The 13,686-nt window shown below is 40.8% G+C and carries 13 protein-coding genes; 10 read left to right on the top strand and 3 right to left on the bottom strand.

Annotated features, from left to right (window positions below; all coding sequences use genetic code 11):
* Window positions 1-41: 41 nt before the first annotated feature.
* Entirely contained in the window at window positions 42-449 is a 408-nt protein-coding gene (locus OU792_RS14930) for a DUF4332 domain-containing protein (RefSeq protein ID WP_026946455.1), read from the bottom strand.
* 183 nt (window positions 450-632) lie between these two features.
* Here OU792_RS14930 and OU792_RS14925 point away from each other — a divergent pair, with 183 nt between their 5' ends.
* Window positions 633-1,349, top strand: coding sequence for a molecular chaperone DnaJ (locus tag OU792_RS14925; protein WP_222583248.1), 717 nt, complete (start codon window positions 633-635; stop codon window positions 1,347-1,349).
* A gap of 46 nt (window positions 1,350-1,395) precedes the next feature.
* Here OU792_RS14925 and OU792_RS14920 read toward each other — a convergent pair whose 3' ends face one another.
* Both OU792_RS14920 and OU792_RS14915 read right to left on the bottom strand, forming a co-directional pair.
* Window positions 1,396-1,998: a tetratricopeptide repeat protein gene (locus OU792_RS14920; protein WP_222583249.1), complete on the bottom strand. Its 603-nt coding sequence runs from the start codon at window positions 1,996-1,998 to the stop codon at window positions 1,396-1,398.
* Between the two features lie 10 nt (window positions 1,999-2,008).
* Window positions 2,009-2,824, bottom strand: a complete 816-nt coding sequence (locus OU792_RS14915; RefSeq protein ID WP_274670584.1) for a 2,3,4,5-tetrahydropyridine-2,6-dicarboxylate N-succinyltransferase — start codon at window positions 2,822-2,824, stop codon at window positions 2,009-2,011.
* Between the two features lie 20 nt (window positions 2,825-2,844).
* On the opposite strand from OU792_RS14915, the gene OU792_RS14910 reads away from it, so the two are divergent.
* The 9 genes from OU792_RS14910 to OU792_RS14870 form a co-directional block, all read left to right on the top strand.
* Entirely contained in the window at window positions 2,845-3,975 is a 1,131-nt protein-coding gene (locus tag OU792_RS14910; RefSeq protein WP_274670583.1) for a glycosyltransferase, read from the top strand.
* 307 nt (window positions 3,976-4,282) lie between these two features.
* Entirely contained in the window at window positions 4,283-4,945 is a 663-nt protein-coding gene (locus tag OU792_RS14905; RefSeq protein ID WP_274670582.1) for a metal-dependent transcriptional regulator, read from the top strand.
* Between the two features lie 106 nt (window positions 4,946-5,051).
* Window positions 5,052-5,966: a metal ABC transporter solute-binding protein, Zn/Mn family gene (locus tag OU792_RS14900; RefSeq protein WP_274670581.1), complete on the top strand. Its 915-nt coding sequence runs from the start codon at window positions 5,052-5,054 to the stop codon at window positions 5,964-5,966.
* On the top strand, window positions 5,963-6,751 hold the full coding sequence (locus OU792_RS14895) for a metal ABC transporter ATP-binding protein (RefSeq protein WP_134201769.1): 789 nt from the start codon (window positions 5,963-5,965) through the stop codon (window positions 6,749-6,751). Before OU792_RS14900 ends, OU792_RS14895 begins: the two co-directional genes overlap by 4 nt.
* The gene (locus OU792_RS14890; protein ID WP_274670580.1) at window positions 6,751-8,043 is read left to right on the top strand and encodes a metal ABC transporter permease; all 1,293 of its coding nucleotides are present in this window, start codon (window positions 6,751-6,753) and stop codon (window positions 8,041-8,043) included. The genes OU792_RS14895 and OU792_RS14890 overlap by 1 nt, the downstream gene beginning before the upstream one ends.
* Window positions 8,030-8,929 (top strand): metal ABC transporter permease, encoded by a 900-nt coding sequence (locus tag OU792_RS14885; protein ID WP_342453740.1) that lies wholly within the window; start codon window positions 8,030-8,032, stop codon window positions 8,927-8,929. Before OU792_RS14890 ends, OU792_RS14885 begins: the two co-directional genes overlap by 14 nt.
* 1 nt (window position 8,930) lies before the next feature.
* Entirely contained in the window at window positions 8,931-9,386 is a 456-nt protein-coding gene (locus tag OU792_RS14880) for a thioredoxin family protein (protein WP_134201767.1), read from the top strand.
* On the top strand, window positions 9,383-10,765 hold the full coding sequence (gene mnmE, locus OU792_RS14875) for a tRNA uridine-5-carboxymethylaminomethyl(34) synthesis GTPase MnmE (RefSeq protein ID WP_274670579.1): 1,383 nt from the start codon (window positions 9,383-9,385) through the stop codon (window positions 10,763-10,765). The genes OU792_RS14880 and mnmE overlap by 4 nt, the downstream gene beginning before the upstream one ends.
* 151 nt (window positions 10,766-10,916) lie before the next feature.
* On the top strand, window positions 10,917-13,686 hold a 2,770-nt coding region (locus OU792_RS14870), incomplete at its 3' end, for a type I restriction endonuclease subunit R (RefSeq protein WP_274670578.1).

The following is a 13,686-nucleotide window of genomic DNA, read 5'->3' as shown; positions in this document are numbered from 1 at the left end:
GGTGGCAAAAAGGTCTTTATCCAAATCAAAATAGTATTCGATTAGTGGGTGACTTTAGGCTCCAAAGACTTAGCCTGCTCAATGAAATCGGCTACTTTATCTGCATTGGGAACTACCTTTGTCAATCCTTTTTCTTCCTGGGTTTTTGTCAAAGCTGCATGTAGGTTTTCAGCGTTTCGGTTTCGAAGCTCCTTTACAGTATCAACTCCGGCTGCTTTTAGTAACTCGGCAAACTGTCCCCCAATTCCATTGATTCGGAAAAGATCAGCCATATTTACCCACTTCAAAATTTGACTGGCATCCAAGCCTGTCTGCTCAGCAAGTTTTTGTCTACCAGATTTAGAAGCTCCAGCGTCAAGCAGACCTTCTACAGATTTTACACCTGCTTCAGCCAGCTTGGCCTTGTACGCTGGTCCGATACCTTCGATTGAGTCAATTGGTTTTCCCATGTTGAAATAATTTTGAGATTAAACATATGCCCTTGGGCAACATAATTTTTCCTAAAATAAATACAAATTTTTGTTTGTGAAACGGAAAAAGACAAATGTTCTTAAAACCATTTAGGAAACATTAATTTCAAAATTCGATTTAGAGTGAGATATTTAAAACTCAATTTAAAAAGGCTTCCCTAGGTGAAAATCATCCTTCAATTTCTGATCGTAGTTTCTATTCTCGCTACACCCTCAATTCTCAATGCCCAAGCTCTTCCCAATTTGGGACAAACTGACCGCTGGATGACCGGAGCACTTGCAGCCATGGAGCGTGAGGATTATGAAACTGCTAATTCCATTTTCCGGAACTTGATTGATTCGGGCCTGCCTTTACCAGAGGAAATGCCCTATTTCTTTGCATTGACACTTTTCGAACTAGGGCAGTATGATAATTCTGCTAGTTTTTTGGACAAATATTTTGATCTGAATGGCTTCAAAGGTCAAAATTATGAATTGGCAAAAAACCTTCAGGGGCAACTAAAGGAACCCTTGCAAGCAATCAGAGCGTGTAATCTATGCGATACGAAGGGTTACAGGTACGAGCTATGCGAAACATGCCAAGGAGCTAAAAATACTGAACAGGACTGCAGCTACTGCAGAGGTGCAGGAGTCGTAGGTTGTAGCCGATGCGCTGCCACCGGCATGATCACCAAAAGAAATATTTTCAACATCATAGAATATTACGAATGTGATAGATGCAATGGAAAAGGAAGGCTAGAATGCCCTACTTGCAAGGGTTCCCTAAAGGAAATCAGTGAATGTAAAACCTGTTTGGGATTTGGGAAAATTGCTTCCGACGTAATTTGTGATCATCAAGAACATGAGCACGATCATACGGAAGTAAAAAGTGAAAATTAAAAAGTCACAAAAAAAGCTGATTGAAATCTAATCAGCTTTTTTTCTATCATTTACAATACTTTAAGATTGCCTCCTCAGCAGCTCCATATTCAAGGCTTTTCGCCAATTGGAAGTCTTCACAAGCACTCCGTTTTCTTTTCAAAGCCAATTTTAACATGCCTCTGTTAAAGTAAGCAGGAGCATAATTTTTATCTAATTGGATGGCATTGCCATAAGCCTTCAGGGCATCTTCTGTATAACCCAATTGATGCATAGCGCGACCTTTCATAAAGGAAGCTGCAGCTGGAGCACCGGAAATTTCCTCAGCTCTAGAAGCAAAAAGCATAGCCTTTTCATAATTGTTTTGGGTATAATGGAAATTTGAAATCGCTAAAAGAACCTGAAAGTTATTCGGATCAATCTGCAATGCAGCTTCAAAATCTGCAAGTGCAGAGTCTAATTGACCTTGTTCTTCATGAGCTCTTCCCCGATTGTAAAGCAAAACCACATTTTTTGGATTATACTTTAAATCTTTGGAATACTCTTGCACAGCCTCATCATAGGCTCCTTGGTTAAAGGCAACATCGCCTTGGTTTCCTGTTTTTCCACCACATGCAAAAATAGCCGAGCTCAAAAGCACGACTATTCCTACTCGATAAATGATATTCATACTAGTTGGTTTACACTGCTACGTTGTTTTCTCTTAAAGCATCATTGAGTGAAGTTTTCAAATCCGTAGAAGCTTTTCGCTGACCAATTATCAAGGCACATGGCACTTGATAAGTTCCTGCTGCAAACTCTTTTGGAATGGATCCAGGGATCACTACGGATCTTGGTGGAACATAGCCCTTGTACTCTACCGGCTTATTCCCAGTGACATCAATGATCTTAGAACTTGCCGTAAGCGTCACGCCTGCTCCAAGAACAGCTTCTTTACCAATTCGGACACCTTCTACTACAATAGCTCTAGAGCCAATAAATGCTCCATCTTCTACAATTACCGGAGCAGCCTGTACTGGTTCTAAAACCCCTCCAAGTCCTACTCCACCACTCAAATGAACGTTTTTGCCGACCTGAGCACAGGATCCGACCGTCGCCCAAGTATCAACCATCGTGCCACTATCCACAAAAGCTCCGATATTAACATAACTTGGCATCATTACCACACCAGGAGCTAAATGGGCTCCATAACGGGCCACTGCATGAGGAACTACTCGTACACCCTGCTTGGCGTAATTAGTCTTTAGAGCCATTTTATCGTGGAACTCAAAAGGACCCACTTCTATGGTCTGCATTTTCTGAATTGGGAAATACAAAATGACCGCTTTCTTTACCCAGTCATTTACTTGCCAGTTGCCATCTTCCAGCGGTTCTGCCACTCGAAGACTTCCAGCATCCAAATCTGCGATGACAGTCTTGATAGCAATTTCAGTGTCCTTTTCTTTTAAAAGCTCTCTATTTTCCCAAGCTTTTTCAATGATGGTTTTCAGTTCCATATTTTTGGTTAGTTTCGATTATGTCTAAAGATTTTTCCCAGAAAATCCCTGTCCTAATCGCTTCTTCGCTCAAACCAGCGAAAGATGCGAGGGCTTTTTGGAGATTGGGTCAAACGCTGCGTGAAACAAATAAATACGATCTAAACTTCATAGGTTTTTCCTCAAAAGCGGTCTTAAATCCTCAAAATGACCGATTTTTTATTTCGATTACTAATACAAAATCTCGATTGGAGCGAATTGTTTCCATTTTTAGGTTTTTCAAATACTGCTTAATCGTCAAACCAAAAATCCTGATTTGCTGTACTTGGGAGTATTTGATCCCCGCAAAATTACTCAAATCCTTCTTGGGCTTTCGAATCATTTACGATGTGCAGGAAAACTACCTGGCAAACTTAGACTTGATTCCAAACAGATCAACTTGGAAATTAAACTTTGCCAAATGGCTAATTGAGAAATCTGAGGGCACTAAAGGAATCGATTATTATTTCTTAGCCGAGAAATGCTATCAAGATGAAATGCCAAGTAAAAAACCATTCATCATCTTGGAGAATAAATACAGTGGACTCAAATACCTTCCTAAGCCTCCTGCAGTTTTTAAGGAAAAGGAAGTCTTTGAATTTCTATTGACAGGAACCATCACACCGGCTTATGGTACAGAAGAAGGAATTCAGTTTTTTCTTCAAGTTTTGGAGCGTTTTCCCGAAAGTAAATTGCGAGTTTTTGGGCATGTCACTTTGGAATATTTCCAAAAAAATCTCTTCGATCAATACAAAAATCATCCCCAGATTTCTCTTGAATTGTCTCCTGATCCTATCCATTATACCGAGGTTTTGGATGCAATTTACAGGACTGATTTTTTGCTTTTGCCCTACCCAAATCATAAAGCTTTAGCTCAGAAAATCCCGAGTAAACTTTTTGAAGCGGGAGCATTAAATACGGCCGTTATCATTCAAGAAAATCCTACATGGACTGACTTTGTAATATCCCATAAAATGGGACTTTCGGTAGATTTTCAGAATACTCAGGAAGCCGTTAAGAATTTTATTTCAGGGCTGGATCAAGACTTTTTTAAAGTCCAAAATCCAGAAGTTTTTCACTGGAAAGCTGAAGGAGATAAACTCCTTTCAGTTCTAGATTCCCTATCCTCCTAATCCCAAATAAGGCGGAAAACTTTCCACACTTATCCACCTTATACGCCTGTTTGGAAACCGAAAATTTAAAAATGGAAACTTGGTGATAGACCTCATCATAGGAGGTCTTTATCTATAAATGAATTTATAATTATCTGTTTTTTAATATTTTATACTTTTTTTAAGGCATTTATTAATTTTATTTTAGACAACCCTAAAATCAAACCCACAGCTATTTTGAACTTATCCACAGCGATTTTAGCTGATATATAATTTATTTTTAGACATTTCTAAAATATTTTTTACATTTGTATCAAAGCATTGAAATATGAATTTGACTGTAGCCGAGGAAAACTATCTGAAAGCCATCTATAACCTCTCAGAGGAAGGAACCAAATCCGTGTCGACAAATGACATCGCAGCCGAGATGAAAACCAAGCCTGCCTCCGTCTCTGACATGCTCAGGAAGCTGAGCGAAAAAGAAGTCATCAGCTATCGGAAATATTACGGGGTGAACATCACTCCCGAGGGAAAAAAGCTAGCGCTCCAAACTGTCCGAAAGCATCGACTCTGGGAAGTTTTCTTGGTTGAAAAATTAAACTTTGCCTGGGATGAAGTTCATGAAGTGGCTGAGGAGTTGGAGCACATTCAGTCTCCCCTACTTATTCAGCGTCTCGATGCCTATTTGAACTACCCCAAGTTTGACCCGCATGGCGATCCAATTCCAGATGAATTTGGAGATGTCAAAGCAAGACCGAGAGTCCCGATCAATGAAATGGAAGTCAATCAAAGTGGACAAATCGTTGCCGTCAAAGACAGCTCTGCTGCTTTCCTCCGCTACATGGATAAGGTGGGTGCATATATCGGTGCTCGGGTGAAAATCTTGGACAAGGTAGAGTTTGACGGTTCAGTTGAAATTCTGGTTGACCAAAAGAAAAATGTCTTTATGTCCAAAGATGTTGCTGCAAATATTTTGGCTATTCAGTCATGAAATCGAGCCTGTCAGAAACATATAAACATGAAGAAATTCTACACGAAGGAGGAGTTTATTCGTCATGCGAGATTCCATGTGGCCTTTGAAAAATTATTATAAACACATGAAAAGGCTCCTAATCCTACTTACGATTAGCTTGCTTCTGCAGGCTTGCAAATGGGATAGCCCCGACACGCGATCCAAACCTTTGATCGTGGCGACTACCAGCATTCTGGCAGATGCTATTTCTGTCATAGTAGGAGATTCAGCCGATGTCCGGGCCCTAATGCCTGCAGGGGTCGACCCTCATTTATACAAGGCTTCCGTACGAGATCTGGACCTACTTACTGAAGCAGACCTAGTGATTTATCATGGTTTGTACCTGGAAGGAAAAATGACCGAAATCTTCGAAAAGCTTGAATTCAGTCAGCGATTAATTAATATTTCCGAAGAACTGCCTGAGGAAAAACTACTTCGAACGGGCCCTGAAGCGCACAGCGTAGATCCGCATATTTGGTTTGATGTGAAGCTGTGGACGCTAGCAATGGACTACAGTGCCAAAGAATTGATTGCCTGGAAGCCTGAATGGAAGGACTATATTCAAGAAAATTGGTCGACCTATCAAAAAGATCTGGTCGCTGCCGATCAGGAAATTCAGGAGAAGGTTTCAGAACTTCATGCTAAAGGAATGGCGCTTGTAACAGCCCATGATGCCTTTGCTTATTTTGGAGAGGCTTATGGGTTTGAAGTGAGAGGTCTTCAGGGGCTTTCCACACTTAGTGAACCAGGACTTCGGGATTTGGGGGATTTGGCTCAATTCATCATTGATCGAAATATCAAAGCAGTTTTTGCAGAGCAGACGATATCACCGAGAGCATTGAAGGCATTGGTAGAAGCCTGTGAGCAAAAAGGTCATCAGATCGAGTTGGCAGGCCCCCTATTTACAGATAGTCTGGACGCAGCAAATACTCCTGCCGGAACCTATCTCGGCATGATTAAAACAAATTTGGAAATCATTTATCAAGCACTTGTCTCATGATCAAACAAGTAGAAAACCCCATACTGGAAATCCATGATCTGACGGTGAGTTATGATCAAAGCCCTGTGCTTTGGAATGTAGACCTGTCACTTCCTGCCGGTAAATTGATCGGTATTTTAGGCCCAAATGGTGCCGGAAAATCTACTTTGATTAAATCGGTCATGGGCTTGGTGGAGCCAAGCAGTGGTTATGTGAAGCTTTTTGATCAAACGCTAGATGCTGTCCGGAACAGAATCAGCTACGTTCCCCAGCGGGAATCTGTGGACTGGAATTTCCCTGCCTCAGTTCTTGATGTGGTTTTGATGGGTACCTATGGAAAGCTGGGGCTTTTCAAAAGACCCGGTAAAAAGGAAAAAGCACTGGCACTGGACTGTTTGGAAAAAGTGGGAATGACTGCTTTCGTGCATCGACAGATTTCTGAACTTTCAGGTGGGCAGCAGCAACGGGTATTTATTGCAAGGGCGCTTGCACAGGAAGCCGATTTATATTTGATGGACGAACCTTTTGCGGGAGTAGATATGAATACTGAGGCGGCAATTTTCAAGCTTTTGCAAGAAATGAGTGCCGGTGGAAAGACTGTTGTGGTGGTTCACCATGACATTTATTCGGCTGTGAATTACTTTGATTGGTTTATCATGCTAAACCTACACTTGGTAGCTTCAGGCCCCAAAAATGAAGTGGTGACTGAGGAACTCCTTCGAAAAACCTACGGCGGAAAACTCAACCTGCTTTCGAAAGTATCTGAATTGATTCGTCAGAAAGAATTTAACCCATTGAAAGGCTGATGAGTGATTTTCTCTACTTCTTTTCTTTTCAGGATTCTTCCATTGCCTTTGTAGTGATGGGAATTACGCTTTTGGGAATAGGGTCTGCTTTTGTAGGCACCTTTTCGTTTCTGGACAATAAAGCCCTCTTGGGAGATGCAATCTCTCATGCCGTATTTCCGGGAATCTGTCTGGGCTTTATGCTTGCAGGAGAGAAAAACCCCTTTTATATCGTCGGAGGAGCTTTCTTGTCCGGGGCTTTGGCAACTTTTCTGAGTTCATGGCTGAAATCAAACACCAAACTAAGTGACGATACCATCATTGCCGTGATCCTTTCCGTCTTTTTTGGGATCGGAATTGTCTTTTTGACTGTGATTCAAAAATCTGGAAATCCCGAAATGGCAGGCCTCAATCAATTTATTTTCGGGAATGCAATCGGCATAGTAGAGCGAGACCTTTGGGTCTATGGAAGCCTTTCTGTGTTGATTATCTCAGTCATTGGCTTTATGCTAAAAGAATTTCAAATTCTGGTTTTCAATCCAGAATTCGGAAAGGCGGTTGGACTTCCGATGAATATGATTCGATTCGTATTTGATGTTCTGCTGATATTGGCAGTGGTCATTGGGATACAAGCTATTGGAGTGGTTTTGATGGCAGCTTTGCTGATTACTCCGGGCACTGCGGCTAGGTTTTGGACTGATAGGTTGGGAATTTTGCTTGGCTTAGCTTCCCTTTTTGCTATCCTTTCCGGAGTATTTGGTACTTACATTTCTTATCTACTTCCCCAAATGCCTACAGGGCCTTGGGTAGTGGTGATTCTTTCAAGTATTGCCTTGATTTCTTTTCTTTTTGCTCCTAAAAAGGGATTGGTTTCCCGCTATTTCCATCGAAGATCTTACCTACAAAAAACCCAGCGAGACCATGTGTTGAAAAGTATTTTCAAAGCCCGGGAACTAGGACAGGAAGGGCTAACTCGAGCAGAGCTTCTTAGTCTCTACCCACATCAGCAAAGCTCTATTAAAAATTCAATCAAAGGTTTAGAAAAAGAAGGTTTATTATTTGTAAATCAATCATTAATAAAGCTTACAGATCCTGGAAAATATCAAGCAAGGAGAGTCGTCAGGTTACACAGACTTTGGGAATCTTATCTGAATGAATACATGAATATTGCCCCGGATCATGTACACGAATCTGCTGAAAAACTTGAACATTTATTGACTCCAGATTTGGAAGCTTTGCTGGAAAGCCGCTTAAACTTTCCAAAACTCGACCCCCATCAAGAACAAATCCCAAGAGACCATGATGAGCTTTGACCAAAATGCATTTCTAATCATCCTCACGGCCTCGATGATCGCTATTTCCTGTGGCTTGCTAGGGGTATTTATGATGCTTCGAAAAATGTCTATGACTGGAGATGCGATATCGCATGCAGTGCTTCCCGGAATCGTCATCGGTTTTTTGGTATCCGGAACACAAAGAGGATTGGAAGTGATCATAGGTGCAGGAATCCTAGGAATTTTGGCAACCCTGATGATCGATTGGTTGCGGAAGAAGGCCCGCGTTCAGTTGGATGCTTCCATTGGCATTACCTTTACCCTCCTATTTGCAATCGGAATTATTTTGATTAGCGTTTTTGCCTATCGGGTGGACTTGGACCAGGAATGTGTACTTTATGGGGAGATTGCTTATCTGCCGATCGACCTTTGGATAAGTAGCAGTGGGCAAAGTTTTGGGCCTAGAATCATGTGGCTAGCTATCCTGAATTTACTTTTAGTAGGAGGATTTATCGCATTGTTTTACAAGGAGTTAAAAATTACAAGCTTTGATGAAAAATTTGGAATCGTCATAGGCATTCCTGCCTCAGCAATCAACCTGGGATTGATGAGTATGGTATCCTATACTACTGTCAGTAGCTTCGAGGCAGTTGGAGCAATCTTGGTTGTAGCCTTGTTGGTCGTACCTCCGGCAACAGCCTATCTTTGGACCAGAGATTTGCGTCCATTGATCCAATTTACGATCCTTACAGGAATTCTGGTTTCGGTAATTGGCTATTATCTGGCCTACCTTTTCGATTCATCGATAGCAGGTATGATGGTGACCGTAGCAGGGATAGTATTCTTTTTATCTGTAATTTTGACACATAAAAAGTTTAAATTCAGCTTGGGAACCCAAAAAGAAACACAGCCGTTTAGTTCGTAATATGCAAAAGTTAATTCTCACCCTTGGATTGCTGTTTTTTGCTTCCATCGGTTACTCACAAGATCAAATTACTTGGCTCAAATTTGAGGAAGCAGTAGCTGCCAATCAATCTGACCCAAAAATGCTTTTGGTGGATGTCTACACGGATTGGTGCGGTTGGTGTAAAAAAATGGATAAGGAGACTTTCACTGATCCCGAAGTAGTCAAATACGTCAACGAAAATTTTTACGCGGTCAAATTGAATGCAGAAGACAACGAGAGAACCTTTGATTTCATGGGAAAAAAATTCAGTGAGGCTCAAATGGCCGCTTCTATGCGGGTTCGCTCCTATCCAAATTTTGTAATTATTGAACCTACACTACAGAATATTGCTCAGCTTCCGGGTTACAGGCCGGCAGATGCATTTCTTGAAGGAATCAACGAATTGATTGAAAAGGCCTTCCGTCCCAAGCTATGAGTTTTTCACTAGCAGAACGCGATGATACCATCATTGCCTTAGCTACACCACAAGGAGTAGGTGCCATTGCGGTCATTCGCCTTTCGGGCAAAAATGCAATTTCATTGACCAATCAAGTTTTTCACGGTAAAAACCTTGAAAAACAAGCAAGTCATACCATTCACTTTGGTACCATCCGAGACGGAGATCGTGTCATAGATGAAGTACTAGTTTCGATTTTCATCGCTCCAAAATCATTTACCAAAGAAAACGTGGTGGAGATTTCCACACATGGCTCCTCCTACATTATCAATCAGGTCATCCGCTTATTTATCAAACTGGGTGCCCGACCAGCCAAACCCGGAGAGTTTACTCAGCGGGCCTTTTTGCATGGGCAATTTGACCTTGCGCAAGCAGAAGCAGTGGCAGATTTGATTCATGCGGATTCGGAGGCTTCCCACGCTGCTGCACTTAATCAAATGCGTGGTGGCTTTTCATCGGAGATACAGGAATTACGGGCTCAACTCATCCATTTTGCCTCCATGATTGAGCTCGAGCTTGACTTCACGGAAGAGGATGTGGAGTTTGCCAGTCGGGATGATTTGAGAATGTTGGTAGAGCGACTTTTGCGAGTGGTGGAGGAACTGATTCTCAGCTTTGATCTAGGAAATGTGATCAAAAATGGAGTTCCTACGGTGATTGCTGGCAAACCCAATGCAGGAAAGTCTACCCTACTCAATGCGCTTCTAAATGAGGAAAAAGCCATCGTATCAGATATTGCAGGTACCACTCGGGATTTTATCGAGGATGAAATCAATATCGGTGGAGTGATTTTCCGATTTATCGATACCGCTGGGCTTAGGGAAACAACCGATGTTATCGAGGCTATTGGTGTGAGTCGAACACAGGAGAAAATGAAGTCTGCCTCTTTGATTATTTATTTGTTTGACTTGAGCGATACCGACTTGGTGGAGATCAATCGGGATATCAATAAGCTGGAAAATCTAGGAGTCCCTTTCCTCAAAGTAGCTAATAAAACAGACAAGGCTAAGGAAAATATTATCAATGAGTTAAGTGAAAAGCATCCTGACAGTATTTTTATTTCAGCGGGCAAAAAAGAGAATTTGGAAGGGCTCAAAGCCCGTATTTTGGAGCTTGTCAATCTGGATAAATTCAAGACCGGAAATACCGTCGTTACCAATATCCGTCATTACGATAGTTTGACCAAAACAAGGGAATCCCTACTCGATGTTTTGGCTGGCTTGGACCAGGAAGTCACCAATGATTTCCTAGCCATGGATATTCGGCGCTCCCTACATTTCCTCGGAGAGATCACTGGAGAAATTACTACCGACGACCTTTTAGCCAATATTTTCTCGAAGTTTTGTATCGGGAAGTAAAAAGAACCTTGGCGTAAGTTGTCTCAATAATTTTCAACAAATCACTTTATTCCATTGCTTTTTTAGTCAAAAAATTCAACTCTTTATACAAAAGGATTTTTCATTTCCATTCAAACTAATATCTTTAGAAAGTAGTTTTTAATAGGTTAGTATGATTTTTAATGAAGATTCGAGAGTAAAGATTCCTGCAATCGTGCATCTCACGCGCTTGGGATATACTTATCTATCCTTAAAGAATGCCATACTGGATAAGTCTACAAATATCTTCACAGACATTTTTAAGAGAAAAGTAGCTCAATTAAATCCAGAACTATCTCCAAATGAAATTGATCGATTCTATGAAGAGATTTCGATTTGCCTGGAAAATGAAGATCTCGGGAGAGCTTTCTTTGACAAATTGATTGACCGCTCTGGCAAAAGGCTAATCGACTTTGATAATTTTGATAAGAATGAACTCCATGTAGTCACGGAACTGACTTATCAAAAAGATGATGAAGAATTCAGGCCGGATTTAACGATTTTAATCAATGGCCTTCCACTATTTTTTATTGAAGTAAAAAAGCCAAATAATTTGGAAGGAATCCAAGCTGAAGTGAAGCGAATGACTACCCGCTTCATGAATAAGAAGTTCCAAAAGTTTGCCAACGTCACCCAGCTCATGGTTTTTTCCAATAATATGGAATATGATGATGAGGCTATCTCTCCTATCCAAGGTGCATTTTATGCCACTCCGGCCTATGGGAAAATGCACTTTAACTATTTCAGGGAAGAGGAAAAAGCATTTGAACTTCATGTCCATGTCAAGCCAATTGATAAGCAAAAAGAGATGGAAATCCTTCGAGATAATAATGTGATTGGCATTAAAGATTCTCAAGAATACCAAACAAACCTGGATGCTACTTCTCCTACACACAGACTACTTTCTTCTTTGTTTGAAAAAAGCCGAGTAGAATTTTTATTGCGCTATGCTATTGCCTATGTCAAAGAAGAAAAAGGACTGGAAAAGCATATCATGCGCTATCCTCAGTTATTTGCTACAAAGGCACTGGAAAGGAAATTGAATGAAGGAATACGGAAAGGAATCATCTGGCATACGCAAGGGTCAGGGAAAACAGCTTTGGCATATTTTAATGTTAAGTTTCTGACAGAGTATTTCCAAAAAAGAACCATTGTTGCAAAGTTTTATTTCATTGTGGATCGACTGGACTTACTGATCCAGGCTGCACGCGAATTCAAAGCAAGAGGACTGGTGGTCCATGAGATTGATTCAAGAGATGATTTTGCAAAAGACATTAAATCAACTGCTGCGATACACAATAATTCAGGTAAAGCAGAAATCACCGTTGTAAACATCCAAAAGTTCAAAGATGATCCTGATGTCACTCGAAAATCAGATTATCAATTAAGCATTCAGCGCGTATTCTTCTTGGATGAAGTCCATAGAAGCTATAACCCAAAAGGAAGCTTCTTAGCCAACTTGAAAGAAGCTGATCCAGATTCAATTAAAATTGGATTGACCGGAACTCCCCTTTTAGGCTCTGACTATAATTCAAGAGATCTTTTTGGGGATTACATCCACAAGTATTACTACAACGCCTCCATAAAAGATGGCTATACGCTTCGCTTAATACGTGAAGAAATCTCAACTCAGTATAAAGCCCAGTTTCAAAAAATTCTGGATGAAATAAAGGTCTTGAAAGGCTCTTCTCAAAAGAAGCACCTATTTGCTCATCGAAAATTCGTAGAGCCGATGTTGGAATACATTGTCGATGATTTTGAGCGATCACGGGAACGAATGGATGATCCAAGTATTGGTGGAATGGTGGTCTGTAGTTCTTCCGAACAAGCAAAGTTACTTTTTGAAGTATTTCAAGAAAATTATGCCAAAGAAGAGCCTACCCAATTTCTTTTGGCTGCAGATAGCCAGCAAAGAATTCCTTTAAACAAAAGGAAGCAAGATTCTCAAGTCAAATCGGCTGCTTTAATTCTCCATGATGTCGGGACAAAGCAAGAGCGTAAGGATCAGGTCGAAGCCTTCAAAGATGGTAAGATTGATTTCCTCTTTGTCTATAATATGCTATTGACTGGTTTTGATGCCAAGCGATTGAAGAAACTCTATGTGGGTCGCAAGGTCAAATCTCACAATTTATTGCAAATGCTTACCCGAGTCAACCGGACCTATAAAGAATTCCGATACGGGTATGTGGTAGACTTTGTGAATATCAAAGATGAATTTGATGCAGCTAACAAGGCCTATTTTGACGAACTGCAATCAGAATTGGGAGATGAAATGATTCATTATTCCAACCTATTCAAATCTGCGGAAGAGATCAAACAGGAGATCGAAGAAATCAAGGAGGCTTTATTTCCGTTCGATACGCTGAATATGGAAACTTTTTCCAAGCAAATCTCCCAGATCAATGATCGAAAAGAAATGCAGGAGATCGTGAAAGTCCTTCAAAATGCCAAAGTTCTTTATAATCTAATCCGATTGGAAGGGCATTATGATTTACTAGAAAAAGTAGATTTCCAAAAACTGGGGAGTTTAGGCAGAGAAGCCGAACACCGGCTCGCCCTGATTAACCAAAAGGAAGTTTTAGAGTCTGATTTAGACAGTACCAATCTATTGAACATTGCCTTGGAAGAAGTCTTTTTTGCTTTCACGAAAGTAAAAGAAGAAGAGATGATCCTGGCAGATGCTTTAAAGAATACGCTTCAAAAAACTCGGGAAATGCTAGGTGGAAATTTTGATCCTAAAGACCCTGAGTTCATCAGCCTAAAAGAACAATTGGAATTATTATTTAAAAAGCAGAAACTAACAGAAGTGACAGCTGATGACATGAATGCGAATATGAAGCAGCTAGACGGTATATTTCAAAAGGCTAAAAAGCTGGAATATGAAAATCAGCTTATTCGCGCGA

Origin of the sequence: Algoriphagus sp. NF, from assembly GCF_028823735.1 — a bacterium.
Lineage (GTDB): Bacteria > Bacteroidota > Bacteroidia > Cytophagales > Cyclobacteriaceae > Algoriphagus > Algoriphagus marincola.
This window is presented reverse-complemented; position numbering and strand designations above follow the sequence as displayed.

What these genes read in the sequence shown, in the direction of transcription:
- OU792_RS14895 (WP_134201769.1), top strand. Translation starts at nt 5,963, where the DNA reads ATGATCAAACAAGTAGAAAACCCCATACTGGAAATCCATGATCTGACG.
- OU792_RS14885 (WP_342453740.1), top strand. Translation starts at nt 8,030, where the DNA reads ATGATGAGCTTTGACCAAAATGCATTTCTAATCATCCTCACGGCCTCG.
- OU792_RS14920 (WP_222583249.1), bottom strand. Translation starts at nt 1,998, where the DNA reads ATGAATATCATTTATCGAGTAGGAATAGTCGTGCTTTTGAGCTCGGCT.
- OU792_RS14900 (WP_274670581.1), top strand. Translation starts at nt 5,052, where the DNA reads ATGAAAAGGCTCCTAATCCTACTTACGATTAGCTTGCTTCTGCAGGCT.
- OU792_RS14915 (WP_274670584.1), bottom strand. Translation starts at nt 2,824, where the DNA reads ATGGAACTGAAAACCATCATTGAAAAAGCTTGGGAAAATAGAGAGCTT.
- OU792_RS14890 (WP_274670580.1), top strand. Translation starts at nt 6,751, where the DNA reads ATGAGTGATTTTCTCTACTTCTTTTCTTTTCAGGATTCTTCCATTGCC.
- OU792_RS14930 (WP_026946455.1), bottom strand. Translation starts at nt 449, where the DNA reads ATGGGAAAACCAATTGACTCAATCGAAGGTATCGGACCAGCGTACAAG.
- OU792_RS14905 (WP_274670582.1), top strand. Translation starts at nt 4,283, where the DNA reads ATGAATTTGACTGTAGCCGAGGAAAACTATCTGAAAGCCATCTATAAC.
- OU792_RS14880 (WP_134201767.1), top strand. Translation starts at nt 8,931, where the DNA reads ATGCAAAAGTTAATTCTCACCCTTGGATTGCTGTTTTTTGCTTCCATC.
- OU792_RS14910 (WP_274670583.1), top strand. Translation starts at nt 2,845, where the DNA reads ATGTCTAAAGATTTTTCCCAGAAAATCCCTGTCCTAATCGCTTCTTCG.
- mnmE (WP_274670579.1), top strand. Translation starts at nt 9,383, where the DNA reads ATGAGTTTTTCACTAGCAGAACGCGATGATACCATCATTGCCTTAGCT.